12 protein-coding genes and 1 pseudogene are annotated in these 15,710 nt (G+C 67.0%); 1 reads left to right on the forward strand and 12 read right to left on the reverse strand.

Annotated features, from left to right (window positions below):
• Positions 1–32: 32 nt before the first annotated feature.
• The 6 genes from AB0I82_RS13535 to AB0I82_RS13560 all read right to left on the reverse strand — a co-directional run bounded on the left by AB0I82_RS13535 (position 33) and on the right by AB0I82_RS13560 (position 7,010).
• Positions 33–1,544 carry an aldehyde dehydrogenase family protein gene (locus AB0I82_RS13535; protein ID WP_363257367.1) on the reverse strand — a complete coding sequence of 504 codons (1,512 nt, stop codon included), beginning with the start codon at positions 1,542–1,544 and terminating at the stop codon, positions 33–35.
• The gene (locus AB0I82_RS13540; RefSeq protein WP_363257368.1) at positions 1,538–2,314 is read right to left on the reverse strand and encodes a gamma-glutamyl-gamma-aminobutyrate hydrolase family protein; all 777 of its coding nucleotides are present in this window, start codon (positions 2,312–2,314) and stop codon (positions 1,538–1,540) included. Before AB0I82_RS13540 ends, AB0I82_RS13535 begins: the two co-directional genes overlap by 7 nt.
• 2 nt (positions 2,315–2,316) lie before the next feature.
• Positions 2,317–3,423: a Zn-dependent alcohol dehydrogenase gene (locus AB0I82_RS13545; protein WP_363257369.1), complete on the reverse strand. Its 1,107-nt coding sequence runs from the start codon at positions 3,421–3,423 to the stop codon at positions 2,317–2,319.
• On the reverse strand, positions 3,420–4,778 hold the full coding sequence (locus AB0I82_RS13550; RefSeq protein ID WP_363257733.1) for a glutamine synthetase family protein: 1,359 nt from the start codon (positions 4,776–4,778) through the stop codon (positions 3,420–3,422). The genes AB0I82_RS13545 and AB0I82_RS13550 overlap by 4 nt, the downstream gene beginning before the upstream one ends.
• A gap of 1 nt (position 4,779) precedes the next feature.
• The gene (locus AB0I82_RS13555; RefSeq protein ID WP_363257370.1) at positions 4,780–5,388 is read right to left on the reverse strand and encodes a hypothetical protein; all 609 of its coding nucleotides are present in this window, start codon (positions 5,386–5,388) and stop codon (positions 4,780–4,782) included.
• 167 nt (positions 5,389–5,555) lie between these two features.
• Positions 5,556–7,010 carry an NAD(P)/FAD-dependent oxidoreductase gene (locus AB0I82_RS13560; RefSeq protein ID WP_363257371.1) on the reverse strand — a complete coding sequence of 485 codons (1,455 nt, stop codon included), beginning with the start codon at positions 7,008–7,010 and terminating at the stop codon, positions 5,556–5,558.
• A gap of 276 nt (positions 7,011–7,286) precedes the next feature.
• Between AB0I82_RS13560 and AB0I82_RS13565 the strand changes: the two genes are divergently transcribed.
• Positions 7,287–8,924, forward strand: a complete 1,638-nt coding sequence (locus AB0I82_RS13565; protein ID WP_363257372.1) for a long-chain fatty acid--CoA ligase — start codon at positions 7,287–7,289, stop codon at positions 8,922–8,924.
• Positions 8,925–9,040: 116 nt separating this feature from the next.
• Here AB0I82_RS13565 and AB0I82_RS13570 read toward each other — a convergent pair whose 3' ends face one another.
• From AB0I82_RS13570 to AB0I82_RS13595, 6 genes and pseudogenes are all read right to left on the reverse strand, one after another.
• Positions 9,041–9,637 (reverse strand): TetR/AcrR family transcriptional regulator, encoded by a 597-nt coding sequence (locus AB0I82_RS13570; protein ID WP_363257373.1) that lies wholly within the window; start codon positions 9,635–9,637, stop codon positions 9,041–9,043.
• Between the two features lie 315 nt (positions 9,638–9,952).
• Positions 9,953–10,550, reverse strand: a pseudogene (locus AB0I82_RS13575) (MFS transporter); the annotation flags it as partial.
• Between the two features lie 274 nt (positions 10,551–10,824).
• The gene (locus tag AB0I82_RS13580; protein WP_363257374.1) at positions 10,825–12,189 is read right to left on the reverse strand and encodes an FAD-binding oxidoreductase; all 1,365 of its coding nucleotides are present in this window, start codon (positions 12,187–12,189) and stop codon (positions 10,825–10,827) included.
• Positions 12,190–12,205: 16 nt separating this feature from the next.
• Positions 12,206–12,505 (reverse strand): TetR family transcriptional regulator, encoded by a 300-nt coding sequence (locus AB0I82_RS13585; protein ID WP_363257375.1) that lies wholly within the window; start codon positions 12,503–12,505, stop codon positions 12,206–12,208.
• A 389-nt stretch (positions 12,506–12,894) separates the two neighbouring features.
• A complete protein-coding gene (locus AB0I82_RS13590; protein ID WP_363257376.1) occupies positions 12,895–13,032 on the reverse strand; it encodes a hypothetical protein in 138 nt (45 codons plus the stop codon).
• 478 nt (positions 13,033–13,510) lie between these two features.
• On the reverse strand, positions 13,511–15,694 hold the full coding sequence (locus AB0I82_RS13595; protein WP_363257378.1) for an ATP-binding SpoIIE family protein phosphatase: 2,184 nt from the start codon (positions 15,692–15,694) through the stop codon (positions 13,511–13,513).
• Between the last annotated feature and the right edge of the window lie 16 nt (positions 15,695–15,710).

The raw sequence follows: 15,710 nt of genomic DNA on the forward strand, positions 1-15,710 counted from the left end.
CTTCTCCCTCAATGTGAAACCCTTGCGGCGGATCAGGCGAGTTCGATCCAGGTCGTCTTCAAGGTCGTGAACTTCTCCAGGCCGTGGAGGCTCCGGTCCGACCCGTGGCCGGAGAGCTTCTGGCCACCGAACGGCACCGATGTGTCGCCCTCCTCGTAGCAGTTGACCCAGACCAGGCCGGCCTGGATGTCCCGCGACAGCCGGTGGGCCCGGGCGAGGTCGCCGGTCCAGATCGCGGACCCGAGTCCGTAGTCGGAGTTGTTGGCGATCGCGACTGCCTCGGCGTCGTCGCGGAACGTCGTGACCGACAGGACGGGGCCGAAGATCTCGTGCTGAGCGAGGCGGCTGTCCGGGTCGACGTCCGCGAAGACCACCGGCTCCACGTACAGGCCGTCGGTCCTCTTCCGGTCCGATCCGTGGACGAGCTGGGCACCGTCCGCGATCCCCTTGCGCACCTCGTCCAGCACGTCGTCGCGATGCCGCTCGTACGCCAGCGGCCCCATCGTCGTCTCGGGGTCCAGCGGATCACCGATCTTGTGCCGGCCGAGGTGATCGACGACCTTGGCGATCAGGTCGTCGCGGATGTCCTCGTGGACGAGCAGCCGCGAACCAGCCGTGCACATCTGCCCGCTGTTGAAGGAGATCGCCCAGGCCGCCATCCGTGCGGCCTCGTCGAGGTCCGGTGCGTCGGGGAAGACGATGTTGGGGGACTTGCCGCCCAGCTCAAGCCAGACCGGCTTCGCGTTGGACTGCCCGGCGTAGGTCAACAGCTGCTTTCCGACCTCGGTCGAGCCGGTGAAGGTCACCGTGGCGACGTCGTTGTGCAGCGCCAGCGCCGAGCCGACCGTCGCGCCACTGCCGGTGAGCACCTGGAGCACTCCGGCCGGCAGGCCCGCCTCGGCGGAGAGTTCCGCCGCGCGCAGAAGGGAGAGAGGCGTTTGCGTCGCAGGCTTGACGACGACGCTGTTCCCCGACACAAGGGCTGCGGGAATCTTGAACATCGACAGCGTCATCGGGAAGTTCCACGGCGTGATGGCGCCGACGACCCCCAGCGGCTCCCGCGTCACCAGGGCGACGGAACCGTTGCGGCCACGGGGAGACTCGTCCATCAGCTTGTCCGCGAGTTCGCCGTACCAGCGAATCGTGTTGATGGCGGTGCGCAGTTCGACGGACCATGCCACCGTGACCGGCTTGCCCATTTCGAGCGCGATCAACAGGGCCAGTTCATCGCGGTGCTGGTCGAGCAGGTCCGCCCAGCGGATCAGTACGGCTCCGCGTTCGCGTGGCTCAAGACCCGCCCACGCTCGGGAGGAGAACGACTCCTTGGCGCCTTGGACGGCGCGGTCCACGTCGTCGCGGTCCGCACTGGGGAGCTCCGCGAGGGGCTGTTGGTCACGCGGACTCGTGAGGGTGGTCGTCCGTCCGGTCCGCGCTGCCGCCCATCCGCCGTTGATCCACATGCCGCGCGGCAGGCTCAGCCGGCTCTTGAGGTCCAGCCAGTCGTCAAGTGAGCGTGCGGTGCCTGTGCGTTCGGTGTTCACCACGTCGAGCCTCCTTTCATGGCGGGGACGGGAACGGTCGTCGCCGACACGGCGACGAGCCAGTCGAAGAGGGGGTCCGGCGTGGCCATCCACTCGGGATGCCACTGCACCCCCACCACCGGGCTGTCGTCGAGCCTGATCGCTTCGACGACGCCGTCGGCCGTGGTGCCCATGACGGTGAGTCCCCGGCCGAGGCGGTCGACCGCCTGGTGGTGCCAGGAGTTGACGACGCGTTGGGGCCCGTAGAGCGTGTGGGCGAGGCTTCCCGGCGTGAAGTTCACGGCGTGTTCGTCATCGCCGTCGTCCGGTGCGAAGTTCGGGGATGCGTGGACGATCCTGCCCTCTTCTATGTGTTCGACGAGAGTGCCACCGAGTACGACGTTGAGCAGCTGGTGACCGCGGCAGACGCCCAGAATCGGAACGTTTGCCTGCAGCGCGGCCACGATCAGGGCCGCCTCGTACTCGTCGCGTTCGAGGTCCGGCGCATCGTGGTCCCACCTCGGGTCGACCGCGGGGTCGACCTGGGCGCTGCCGCCCCATCGGGAAGGGTGGACGTCCTGCCCGCCGGTGACGACGAGTCCGTCGAGGCGCTCGACGACGCCTTCCGCGTCGGCCCTGAACGGCAGGTTGACCGGGATGCCGCCCGCGGCGGCCACGTTGTCGCCGAAGGCGCTGAAGTACGAGTCGGTGAACTGGAATTGGAACCGGCGGGACGTTCCATTCACCATGCCCAGGCTCAGCCGGCGTCCCGTGATTCCGATCAGCGGCTTCATGCTCACACCTCCCCGACCCGGGCGACGACGCGAATCTCCTGTCCGGACGCCAAGGCCTTGAATCCGTCATTGATGGTGGCCAGGTCGCACCGGGCGGTGACGAGATCGTCGAGGCGGAGCAGGCCCATGCGGTTGAAGTGCGCGTACAGCGGGACATCGATCTTGAAGTGGTTGGAGCCCATGAACGAGCCCTGGATGCGCTTCTCCTCCAGGAACAGCTCCGCCCCGCGGACCTGAATCGGCTGCGAGTCCGGGATCATGCCCATCACGGTGGCGGTCCCGCCCGGCCGGAGCATGGCGAACGCCTGTCCGGCCGTGGTGCCCGAGCCGACCGCCTCGAACGCGTGGTGCGCGCCGGTGCCGGTGATCGCCCGTACCGCCGCGACCGGGTCGGTTTCCCTCGCGTTCACGACGTGTGTCGCGCCGAAATGGACGGCCCGATCCAGCTTGCCCGGCACCACGTCGATCCCGATGATCTGCGCTGCGCCCGCCAGTTGTGCGGCTTGAACGGCGGCGAAACCGACCCCGCCAAGGCCGATCACGGCGACGGTCTGCCCGGTGTGCACCGAGGCGCTGTGCAGGACCGCGCCCATGCCTGTTGTGACGGCGCAGCCGAGCACACTCGCTGTTTCAAGACGGATGTCGTCCGTGATGGTGACGAGGCCGTTCTTGTGGACGAGGATCATCTCCGCGAAGGCGCCGATGCCGGCGGTCGGGCGCACCGGCCGGCCGTCGCGCTTGGTCAGCCGCGGCCGGGATCGCTGCTGTTGCAGTCGGGAGCGGTTCACGCACAGGGTCTGTCGCCCGGTCACGCAGTACTCGCAGGTGCCGCAGTGCACGGACAGGCACGTCACGACCGTGTCTCCCGACGCGAACTCCGAGACGCCCGATCCGACGGCCACGACCCTGCCGACCGCCTCGTGGCCGAGGACGATCGGCGGTTGCGACTCGAAGGTCCCGTCGATCTCGTGCAGGTCCGAGTGGCACAGACCGGCGTACGCCACCTTCACCAGGACCTCGTCCGGTCCGGGGTCGTCGATCACGAGCTCCTCGAGTTCGAGGAGGCCCGGCGCCGTGTTCAGGACGGCGGCTGCGATCCGGGTGCTCATGCCAGCTCGAAGTATCGGCTGCGCTCCCACGGCGTGATCCCGCAGTCGGGATCGCCCCCACCCATGGTGTGGAACGACATCCACTCCCAACGGCGCGTGCCGGTCCAGTAGTTGACGAATTCACGGCCGAGCGCCTCGGGGAGGATCTTGTCGGCTTCCAGGGCCGCGGTGGCTTGGCTGATGCTCGTCGGAATCAGCTCCCCGTCGGGGAGGAACCAGGCCATGCCGGTGAAGGGGGCGGGCGGCTCGAGTTCGTTGCGGACCCCGAAGAGTCCGGCGCCGAGGACGGCCGCACTGACCAGGTACATGTTGGCGTCCGAACCGGGCACGCGGTATTCGACCCGGGACTGCTTCGGGTGGCCGACAACGGCGCGCACCGCCGTCGTCTTGTTGCCGACTCCCCACGTGACGGTCGTGGGCGGCCCCTCGGCGGGGACGAGCCGGCGATAGGAGGTGATGAAGGGAAGGGCGATCGACGTCGTGCCCGCCATCGCCGGCATCAGGCCGCCGATGAACCGGCTCATGACCGCAGAGGCACCGTCGGGGCTGTAGAAGGCGTTCCCGTCCTGCGTCTCCAGCGAGATGTTCAGGTGCGACGCCTGACCCCAGGCGTCCGACCACTTCGCCATGAACGTCACGGTCCGCCCGAGCTCGTGGCCCACCTCGCGCATCACCTGGCGGCACCGAGCCCACCGGTCTGCGACCGCGACAACATCGCCCATCGCGACATTGATTTCGACCTGGCCCGCGGCGGCTTCGTCGTTCCAGGCCTCCCAGGCGATGCCGATGGCCCGCAGCCGCTCCTCCACCCGCTCCAGGTACTCGCGCCATTCCGCGTCCCTGGCGAGCACGTAGGCGCTGCCGCTGGTGCCGCCGAGCGGAGTGAGGTTCTCGTAGCCCTTGGCGCGGGCTTCGCGGATCGGCTCCTCGAAAACGGTCGCTTCGATCTCAACGGCGGTGTTGACCGTGAAACCGAGTTGCCGGGCGTCGGCCTCGACGCGGCGCAGCAGGTTGCGCGGACAGACGGAGACCGGGGTGCCGTCCTTGGTCCAGAAGTCGCCGATGACAGCCGCCTTGCCCGGCTTCCACACGCATATGGTGCCGAGATCGGGGCGAAGGAAAATGTCCTCCATTTCGCCGCGCCAAGAAGGGAAGGCCATACCGAGCATCGGGAAACTTCCCAGGTCGTTGCCGAACACGACATCCGCAAAAGCGAATCCCTGATCGACGCCGCTCAGGAATTTGTCCCGTGACAGTGTCTTTCCGACAAACGTGCCGTCGAGGTTGGTCGCCTGAATCTCGACTGAAGTGATGCCGTACTCATCCAGCCAACGGTCAAGCTCATCCATGGTCATTTCAGCCACCGAATCTCACCTTCCAGTGCGCGCCACACATCGCCGACAGTTGCCCCACGCTGCCGACGACCGTGACGCCGGTCGCGATAGCGAAAAGAAAGGAATCACCGCGACCGCTGAACGCCGCAGCCAGCGCGTCTCCGGGACCGTGCACCTCGTACGCCGCTCCCGGGCCCTCCCCGAAGTGAGCCTCCTGCTCCTCGGTCGAGCAGACGACGCGGAGCCCCTCGGGGAACCCCTCCGAGCCCTGGTTCGCCGCCCAGAAGGACGACGCGGCATCACGCCACGCGGGGAGTGGCGGGCTCAGAAGTTGCGCGACCGCCGAGGCGAGCGGGTCAGGCGTCGCAGCGAGCTCGTACTCGGAAAAGGGCACGAGGGGGATCGCTTCGAGGCCCTCGTCCACGCCGTGGTGGACGTGCACGCCGCCGTCGGCGAAGGCCAGGGTCGCGGCCTGGGAGTCCAGCCCTGATTGCAGGGCCACGGTGCCGGCCAATCCTGCGAACACATCACGGAGCTCGGGAACCGCTGCGCTCTCGCGCAAAACCCTCGCCAGCGAGAGTACGAGCGGAGTCGGATCCGCTTCGACCTCGATTCTCACAGCGCCACTCATGGGCACTCACCTCAATCATTCGCGGCCGGACACGGTGGCCGGCGCCATTCACAGGATTGTTTTCAAATGACTGGCTCAACTGACTGAGTCATTTGACCTGAAGGTAGTCCCGGTAAAGCGTGGGTGTCAACCACATGGCCACACAGAAGGTGGGCCTTTCTGCGGCACTATGCGAAGCGCAGAACGCCGTCCTCGAAAGGTCCGCTCAAAAGGCGCTTCAACTGCTCATGAACCTGGGGATTGACCCACGGCTCGCGGTCGCCCTGGGCCGGCATCTCATCCATGTGGCGCACGAGGTAGCCCGAGGAAACGTCCTTGATCCAGGGCTCCCTCGACATGCCCTGGTCTTCATCGCGCAGAACAGGCGTCACGACCGCCGCACCGAGCTCGTCCATCCTGGTGAGCAACGAGCTCCAGAACTGGTTGATCAGTTCGAGGCGAAGCGTCCAGGAGGAGTTGAGGTACCCGAAGGCCATCAGGAGGTTCGGGACCCCGCTGAACGCGACCCCCTTGTAGGTGAAGGTCTTCGAGAAGTCGATCGGCTCACCGCCCATGCTGAACCGGATCTTTCCCAGCGTGACGAGTTGCAGGCCGGTCGCGGTCACGATCACGTCGGCCGGCACCTCCTCGCCGTATGTCATGCGAATGCCACTCTCAGTGAACGTTTCGATGTGCCCCGTCACCACTTCGGCCTTGCCGTCCCGGATGGCGTGGAAGAGGTCCCCGTTGGGCACCAGACACAGGCGCTGATCCCAGGGCTCGTAGGCCGGGGTGAAGTGCTTCTCCCGGCAGTCACGGCCGACGATCTTCTCAATGTCGTCGAAGAGGGGCTTCTTGAATGCCTGGGGGTCCGTGCGCGCGAACTGGTACTTCGCTTGCTGGTCCTGGAGGTTGCGCAGCCGGACCCGCTTGAACGCCTCCTGGCTTCCCACGTCCGCGCGCAGCCGGTTGGCCTGCTCGTCGACATCGGAGTCGATGGCCACATACGAAGGCGACCGCTGCACCATCGTGACCTTCGATGCGGTCCGGGCGAGGGCCGGAACCAGCGTGATCGCGGTGGCACCGGATCCGATAACGCTGACGCGCTTTCCGGTGCAGTCGAGGTCGGCCGGCCATCGCTGGGGGTGCACAATCAGCCCCCGGAATGCCTCCTGACCTGGAAACTCCGGCATGTGGCCGCTGTCGTGATCGTAGTAGCCCGCAGCCATGTAGAGGTAGGAGCAGGCGACGAGCGTACGACCGGTGGGGCCTGCGACCTCCAGAGTCCAGGAGCAGTCGCCCTGCGACCAGTCGGCACCGAGAACCCGGTGCTCGAGGCGGATGTGCGACCTCAGGTCGTAGTCGTCGGCGGCCTCCTTCAGGTAGTCGAGGATGGCCTCACCGGAGGCGATGGACTTCTCGGCGGTCCACGGCTTGAAGCTGTACCCCAACGTGAACATGTCACTGTCGGACCGGATCCCGGGGTACCGGAACAGGTCCCATGTGCCCCCGATGTCGGCGCGCGCCTCGAGCATCACGAAAGACCGCTCGGGATGCTTCGCCTTCAGCTCGACCGCCGCCGCGATACCCGAGAGCCCGGCGCCGACGATCACCACATCGACACGCTCGATGGTTCGATCCATAAGTCACTTCCAACCTTGATCACACGATGCGTTTCAGCACGTCGGACCAGCCCGCACCACATGGCCGGGCGTCCCGACCACCCTTCGACAGGGCGTTGCCACGGCCTCGCAAAGTTGAGTAGAGTCACATGACTAGGTCAGTCGTCTGAATCATCCGCTCACATTTGGGCCAGCGTCAACCCCGGCCGCGTCGATTGCTTCCTCCGCGACCGGGGAGGCCCAGCTGCTGCGCACCTCTCATGCCGACACGGCGATCTCCCAGTCAAGGAGCAACGAATGCTGAGCACGATGCAGGACGGGCCTCTGTCACTCGCCAAACTGCTGCGCTACGCGGCCTCCGTACACGCCGACGCCACTGTCACGACCTGGACGGGCTCAGCGGCGCGCAGGCGTACGTTCGGCGAGCTCGGCGCACGAGCAGCGCAGTTGGCGAACGCCCTGCGCGGCTTGGGGGTCGGCACTTCCGACCGGGTGGCCACGTTCATGTGGAACAACACCGAGCACATGGAGGCCTACGCCACGGTCCCTGCCATGGGCGCGGTCCTTCACGCCCTGAACATCCGCCTGTCCCCCGAGCAGCTCGTGTTCGTCGCCAACCACGCCGAGGACCGGGTGGTGTTCGTGGACGGGTCGCTCGCGTCCGCTTTCGAAGAAGTGCTCCCCCGCCTCCGCACCGTGCGCCACGTGATAGTCGTGAACGGTGACGCGGCCGGCTTCCGTGCGCCCCGCGGGGTCGAGGTGCACAGCTATGAGGCGCTCCTCGAGGTTCAGCCCGACGTGTACGACTTCCCGGTGCTGGACGAACGCTCAGCTGCGGCGATGTGCTACACCTCGGGCACCACGGGTGATCCCAAAGGTGTCGTGTACTCCCACCGTTCGCTCTTCTTGCACGCGATGCACGTGACCACTCCGGCCGCGATGGGGCTGTCGACGAGCGACAGGTGCCTGGCGATCGTGCCGATGTTCCACGTCAACGCCTGGAGCCTGCCGTTCGCGTCCATGCTCTCCGGCGCGTCGCTCCTCATGCCCGACCGCTTCCTGCAACCCGAGCCGCTGCTGGCCATGATGGCAGCGGAGCGGCCGACCCACGCCGCCGCCGTACCGACCATCTGGACGGGGCTTGCAGCCAGGCTCGCAACCCACCCCCAGGACATCACCCACCTTCGCGAAGTCGTCGTGGGCGGCTCGGCCATGCCGCCCACGCTGATGAAGGCTTTCGAAGAGGATCACCGGGTCAAGGTCGTCCACGGCTGGGGGATGACCGAGACCTCGTCCGTGGGCACGGTCGCCCACCCTCCCGCCGATGCGGCCGGTGAAGACCTGTGGCGTTACAGGATGAGCCAAGGCAGGTTCGCGCCGCTTGTGGAGTTCAGACTCAAGGGCGACGACGACACCCCCGTACCCCACGATGGGGAGTCGCTCGGGGAACTGGAGGTGAAGGGCCCCTGGATCACGGGCTCTTACTACAGCCCGAGCGATGAGCCGGTCGAAGCCGACGCGTTCGACGACGGATGGCTGCGAACCGGTGACGTCGGCCGGATCAGCCCCGACGGGTTCCTCACCCTCGTCGACCGCGCGAAGGACGTGATCAAGTCCGGCGGCGAATGGATCTCCTCCATCGACATGGAGAACGACATCATGGCGCATCCCGCGGTCGCCGAGGCGGCCGTCTTCGGCGTCCCCGACGAGCGCTGGGACGAACGGCCCTGTGTGGCCGTCGTGTTGAGGAACGGTGAGCCGGCCGACGCCGCGGCACTGAGGGAACACCTGGCTGGGAACTGGGCCAAGTGGCAGCTCCCGGAACGCTGGGCTGTCGTCGCCGAGATCCCCAAGACCAGCGTGGGGAAATTCGACAAGAAGGTCCTCCGTCGCCAGTACGCCGACGGCCAACTCGCGTTCGCCCACCTGGATTAGAGGCTGCTACCTGGATTGGAGGCCACTGCCTGGCTGGGGAGCACCATGCCCGACCCACAGGTGCACTCTTGACGGCGGCGTTTCCGGCACCGCTCCGGCGTCCGGAAACGCCGCCGTCAGAGGGCCGTTCGCTCGCTCTCGTTCAGGAAGGCCTTCAGCATCGCGCAAGCGGTCGCCGTGTCGCGCAGCGCGCGTTCCTTGTCCCCGTTCGTGAGCATCTGCAGCGACAGGCCGTCGACGATGGACATCGCAACCCTCATCATCGAGCACAGCTCTTCGTCCGAGAGCGTCGCGTCGGCCTTGCGCAGGACTGCCTCCGACGACTTGAAGAAGCCGTCGTAGAAGCTGACGGAAAGCTCAGGGTTGTAGCGCTCGGCCCACAGGGTGACCTCGATCATGGCCCGCACTCGGACAGGGTTCTCCACCGTCCACTGCATCGCGCGGGTCAAGCGCCGCTCCATGGCCTGCCCCAGACTCACGTTCTCGCCCTCGGGCGGATCGACCTCGACGGGCATCTCTTGAGAGAGCTGCGTGAAGACGGCGAGCAGGAGGTTTTCCTTGTTCTGGAAGCAGTAATGGAGGGAAGCAAGGGGCGCCTTTGCTTCCTCAGCGATCTTCCGGGTAGTGGCCCTGTCGGCACCCTCGCGAGCGATCACCTGCACAGCCGCCTCGATCAGCTGTTCTCGCCGCGTGTCCGCTGACACGTACGCCATTCCACCCTCCAGAATTGACTCAGTCATTTGAACTACTTCAACGCTATCACGGTCCGACCATCGGCTTTGCCGAAACGACGAGGTCAGCGCTGCTTACTGATCCGACGCGCCGACCTTGTTCATGATGCCGTGCGTCCGGCTCTGCGGCGGGGCCCGCTTCTTGCAGGCCCTGCCGTGTGTGATGGGGCTGATCGTGCATGGCGAAACCAACGGTGTTCTCGCAGGAGGAGAAGGTCCGGATCGTGCTGTGGATTCCGGCGGGGAGTTGACCGTTGCCGAGGCCGCACGGCGGGCGGAGGTGTGCCCACAGCCTTTGAGGAAGCCCACACCGAATCCGCTGACGGCGAAGACGGCCAGTACCGCGCCCAGCGGGGCGTCGAAGGCGAGGATCATAAATCTCGGCGCCCCGGCCAACAGGAACCCGGTGAAGAACACGATCCTGCGCCGCAGCCGGTGTGCGGCCACTGCGGCGATCAGGCTCCCGGCAACCGCTGCGGCCCCCATCGCGCTGCCTGTGAGGCCGATAGCGGTCGGCCCGTTGCCGGACTCCTTGGCCCGGACGGGCATGAGAACCGCCATGAACGCTGCATCGAGCAGGTTGGTGATACCCACCATGACGATGACGGTGAGCATCAGCGGCTCGATGCGCAGGAAGGTGAAGCCTTCGCCGAAGCGTTGCCAGTAGCCCGCTTTCGTCTCGCCGGCCTGCGACGAGGCGCCCTCGACCGGCTCACCCATGCGGCGAGGCAGCCCCAGTGCCGATGATCACCGATCCGAGAGCAAAGCAGCCTGCGTTGACGACAAGCCCCGTCAACGGGCCGAGCAGCGCCACCAAGGAGCCGCCGGCTGCCGGGCCGACGGCAGAGGCGAGACGCTCGGTCACGCCGGACAGGCCGGTGGCCCGCTTCAGCGGCACCCCACGCCGTGAGTTGCCCCGCGATGGTGCCGGGGTCGTCATTGGCCTGCTCGACAGGTCTGATCAGCCACATTCGCAGCACACCATCGACCAGCGCGATGCCGGCGGCGAACAGGAACGGGGCGTGTCGACCGAAGGCGTCGGCCAGGATCCCGCCGAGGGCGGGTCCGACCAGCACACCCATTCTCACGGCCGACAGCACGAGGGGCTGCTTGACGAGCAGGTGTTATGCCAACGCCACGCCGTCACAGACCAGGCGCCACCCAAACCTTCAGGAGTCCCCGCGCCTGCGACGACGGAGCGCCCGTCGCGCCAGCGTCTTGCTGCCGTTGAAGAAGTCGTTGAACCGGTCCAGCCCCCAGACGGCTCGGAGGACGAACGGCTGCATCAGCAGTGACATCGACGGCGAATACTTCGAAGCGTCCGACCAGATGCCGGCGAGGTCCTCCGGCATCTCACCGTCGACGATGTAGTCGGCGAGCTGATGGGTCACGTACGGCACCTGGCAGAGGCCGTGGCCGTTGCAGGCCATCGCGTAGAAGACGTTGTCGCCCACCTGCCCGGCGACTGACAGCCAGTCCGGGCTGATTCCGATCCAACCGCCCCAGGCTCGCTCGATGGCCACGTCGGACAGCGACGGGAACCGGTTGGCCAGATCCTTCCCCATGTCCCGCACGACACCGGGGTCCGGGACCCGGTCCGGGAGCGGGTACGTCTGGCCTCGCTGCGCTTTGCGGACCCCGCAGACGATGGTGTTGCGCTCGGTGAGCCGGTAGTGGGTCATCAACTGGTGCTGGGTGATGATGCCGGACCGACTGGTCCAGTCCAGCGCGGCGAGCCGCTCCGGCGCGATGGGTTCCGACTCGATCTCGATGACGTACAGCGGCGTCGCGAGGTTCTTGGGCGTGATGTCCCACTCGCCGCCGTAGACGCTGGTTGCGAGCAGCACCTTGTTGGCCCGCACGGTGCCGTGCGGTGTCGTGATCTCGACGGTGCTGCCGGTCCGCCGGACATCGCTCACCCGCGACTGCTCGAAGACCTTGGCCGAGGAGGCGAGCAGTGCGCGACGCACACCGCGAGCGAGCTTGCCCGGGTTCAGCATCCCGCCGATGGATTCCCGCATCCCGCCCACGAAGCCGGCGGGGAGGCCGAGTTCCTCCCTGCTGCCGACGGTCCCGCCCCCACCGAAGGCGCGCAGGATCGCCGCCTGGGTACGCACCCTGAGCATCATGAGGGGTGAGACCGCACCCCACACCAGGCCATTCGCCACGTAGTCGCAATCGATGTCGTGCGTCTTGATGAGGTCTTCCACATAGTGGCCCGCGTGCTCCGCCAGTTTGGCCATGACCGGCATCTTCTTCGGGGACTGGAGGCTGAGCATCCGCAGGTCGCCACCCGGCGCCCCGGCGATCTGACCGCCGTTGCGCGAGGCCGAGCCGTAGCCGCAGAACTCGGCCTCCAGCAGGACGACGTCCTGGTCGCGCTCCGCGAGGCGCAGCGCAGCCGCCATGCCGCCCATGCCGCCGCCGATGACGGCGATGTCACAGGTGAGGTCGCCGTCCAGTGCAGGCTGCACATCGTCCGGCCGGTCGATCCAGCCGGTGAAGTTGCTGTACTTCGTGCCGTCGGTCCTCATGCTGTCCTGATCTCCTTTAGGTGTGGTGTCTGTCCCACTGCATGCTCCGCGTCAAGGCCTGCTCGGCAGCGCGCCCCAAGCCCTCGTTTCCGTCCAGCAGGTCAACCGTGACAGGCATCTTTTCGGCGAGACGTGTGAAGACGGCGAGCAGGAGGTTTTCCTTGTTCTGGAAGCAGTAGTGGAGCGAGGCGAGAGGCGCCTGCGCCTCGTCAGCGATCTTCCGGGTGGTGGCTCCGTCGGCACCTTCGCGGGCGATCACCTGCACAGCTGCCTCGACCAACTGCTCTCGCCGCGAGCCCGCTGACACGTACGCCATCCAACCCTCCGTGAGCCCGACGCAGTCATTCGGTCGACTCAGTCACCTGACCTACTTGAACGGTACCACGGCCCCACCAGGAGCTTTGGCGTCGTTGTCAGGGCTGCTTGCGGGCCGGTGGGCGCTTGCCCCCTCGCACGGTGCCACCCACGACCGTGACCTCACAGGTGAGGTCACGGTCGTGGGCGGCGGGGTGTCTGCGGGCATTGCCCAGGCACACAGGGGCGTACTACACGCTGTCGGGTTTCATCCGGTTGCTTTCGCTCCCCGAGGACCGCACCGTACTGCACCTACCGCGGGACGGGGGCTGTTACCCGAGGCGCCGCCCCTACTGACACCTCGAAGCCAAGATCAGCCGTTAACTCGACACACCTCTCTGGGTGGCTCGGTCACGCTGAGAGAGCCCCGCCGGTGAAGACGTTACGGAGGCTGGCGCACGCGTCCGCGACGGCCTCGGTGGCCTTGGTGAAGGTGCCGATCTCGGTGAAGAACCCGTGATACACACCGGAATAGCGGCGGTGCAGCACCGGGACGCCTTCTCCGTCGAGCCGGTGCGCGTACGCCTCAGTCGGCGTGAAGGCCGAAGAGACGGCACACTTCGTCGACGCCGTCCAGGCTGCCGACTGTAAATCCCCCACCGTGGAGATAGAGCAGGCAGGGCAGGGCGGCAGCCCCCGCTGCGGGGCGCGTGCGGCCGGTAGAGCCGCACCGGCACGGAGCGGAGCTCCCCGCCCGGCCCGGTCCAGGTCGCGCCCTCTTCCGTGACGGATGCGGCTGGGCGACGATGTCGATCGCTCGACCGGCGGAGTAGCCACAGGGGCGCTCCTTGTACAGGGACCATGACGCGATCTGGTCGATTAGAGATGGTCACATGACTAGATCATGCGGCCATTTTGAGAATGCCTGCCGCCCAGACGCTGAGACAAATCCTGCGGGGGCAGATGTGAGCCGTACGACCTGGGGCATGTCTGCCTCCGAAAAGGCCCCACCAGCATGACGGTGACGTCACCGGCCGTGGTCGGACTTCCTGCCGGCCGGGAGGGCTTGTTCGGCCCAGATGACTTTTCCCTCGCGGCTGTGTCGTGTGCCCCAGTGCTCGGTGAGCTGGGCTACCAGGAGAAGTCCGCGGCCGCCCTCGTCGAAGACCCGGGCGCGGCGCAGATGCGGGGCAGTGCTGCTGGCGTCGAAGACCTCACAGGTCAGCGTGGACTGGAGAATCATCCGCAGCTGGACGGGGCTCTTGCCGTAGCGGATCGCGTTCGTCACCAGTTCACTGACGATGAGTTCCGTGGTGAAGGACAGCTCTTCCAGCCCCCAGGCGGCCAGTACATCGGATGCGAAGCCACGGGCCCCGGATACGGCCGCTGGATCTGACGGGAGGTCCATTGCTGCAACATGGTCGGGGTCGAGGGCTCGGGTCCGGGCTACCAGAAGAGCGACGTCATCGGCAGGACGACTGGGCAACAGCGCGGCCAGCAGCCGGTCGCAGGTCTCCTCCAGCGACTTCGGCGCCGTGGTGAGGGCATCGCGCAGCAGCGTGAGGGCGACGTCCACGTCACGAGTGCGGTCGGCGATCAGGCCGTCGGTGTGCAGGGCCAGCAGACTGCCCTCCGGCAACACGAACTGCGTGGTTTCAAAGGGGAGTCCGCCCAGGCCGAGGGGTGGGCCGATCGACACCTCGGGCAATTCGACCACACCGGCGGCCTCGCTGCCGTGAGTGGTCGAAGGGGTCACCACGGTCGGCGGTACATGCCCGGCACTGGCGAGGGAGCACAGGCGAGAGACGGGGTCGTAGATCGCGTACAGACAAGTGGCACTGGTCTCTCCCTCGCCGGGCGACTCCTCGCGCTGCAGCCGGATGACCACGTCGTCCAGGTGCGTGAGGAGTTCGTCGGGCATGAGGTCGATGTCGGCGAAGGCGCGGACGGCTGTGCGCAGGCGCCCCATGGTGGCGGCGGCGTTCAGTCCGCGACCGACGACGTCGCCCACGACGAGGGCGACACGGGCCCCGGACAGCGGGATCACGTCATACCAGTCTCCGCCCACCCCCGCGCGCGAACCGGCCGGCAGGTAGCGGGCGGCTGTCTCGACGGCCACGTGCTCCACCTCGTGCTGGGGAAGCAACGTTCGCTGGAGGGCGAGGGCGGTGGAGCGTTCATGGGAGTACCGGCGGGCGTGGTCGATGGACACCGCTGCCCTGGACACGAGGTCCTGCGCCAACAAGAGATCGTCGTCGTCGAAGGGAGCCGGGGTGCGATGACGGAAGAACTGCACGACGCCCAGGGCGTCTCCGCGAGCATGCAGGGGAACCAGCAGAACCGAGTGGAGACCGAGATCGTGCAGGGCTCCTTCGTGGGCGGCGGACGGTGCCACCCAGGAGGGCACCCGTCCTTCGACGATGCGGTGGAGCAGGGACCGACCGGTGGCCAGTGCGCGGAGCGGTTCCGACTCCTCTGGGTAGGTGTGCGTCCGGCCTGCCGCGATCAGGGACTCGGGGCAGCCGTCGAGGACCGACGTCTGGGCGACACGGCGCAGAGTCCGGTCTTCCGGCGTACGACCACCCGCTTCGTCCAGAACGGAGTCGAGGAGGTCGACGGTGACGAGGTCGGCAAAGTCCTCGGTGCACGCCTCTGCCAGTTCCCCGGCGGTACGGGTGGCATCGAGGGTGGTCCCGATCCGTCTGCTCGCCTCGTTCGTGAGGACGAGCCGACGCTGCAGCAGGCGGTCCCGCTCCTCCTGGTAGGCGGCGACGACCGCTTCCGAGGAGTGGTCCACGTAGTCGAAACCGGTCGCGATCATTCTGACCATCGCGTTGTTGATCAGCTCCCAGTCGCCGGTGAGGCGGGGAGCCTCGGCCTGCATCAGCTGGAGCAGGGTGAGATGGCCGAGCCGGTAGCCACGCAGCAGTCTGCTCACCGGGATCCCTCGCCGGGCGTAGCGGCGACCCAACTCCAAGGCGGCCGGAGGAGCCTTCGACGCGCTCACCTCGGGGGTCGTCTCCAGCAGGTCCAGAAATGCGGTGACATGCTGAGTCGTCTCATCCAAGGTCAGAGCCGCTATGTCCGCGTCCTCCCACAGCTCGGGAAGCTCACCGTTCAGGCGCTGGAGCAGAATCCCGGCCAGCTCCTTCACCTGTGGCCTGAGCTCGCGGGCCAGCCGGCCAAGGAACGCATCTACATCGGTTCCCATAGTGAGAATATACGGA

The organism is Streptomyces sp. NPDC050315 (assembly GCF_040655775.1).
In the GTDB taxonomy this organism is placed as follows: Bacteria; Actinomycetota; Actinomycetes; order Streptomycetales; family Streptomycetaceae; genus Streptomyces.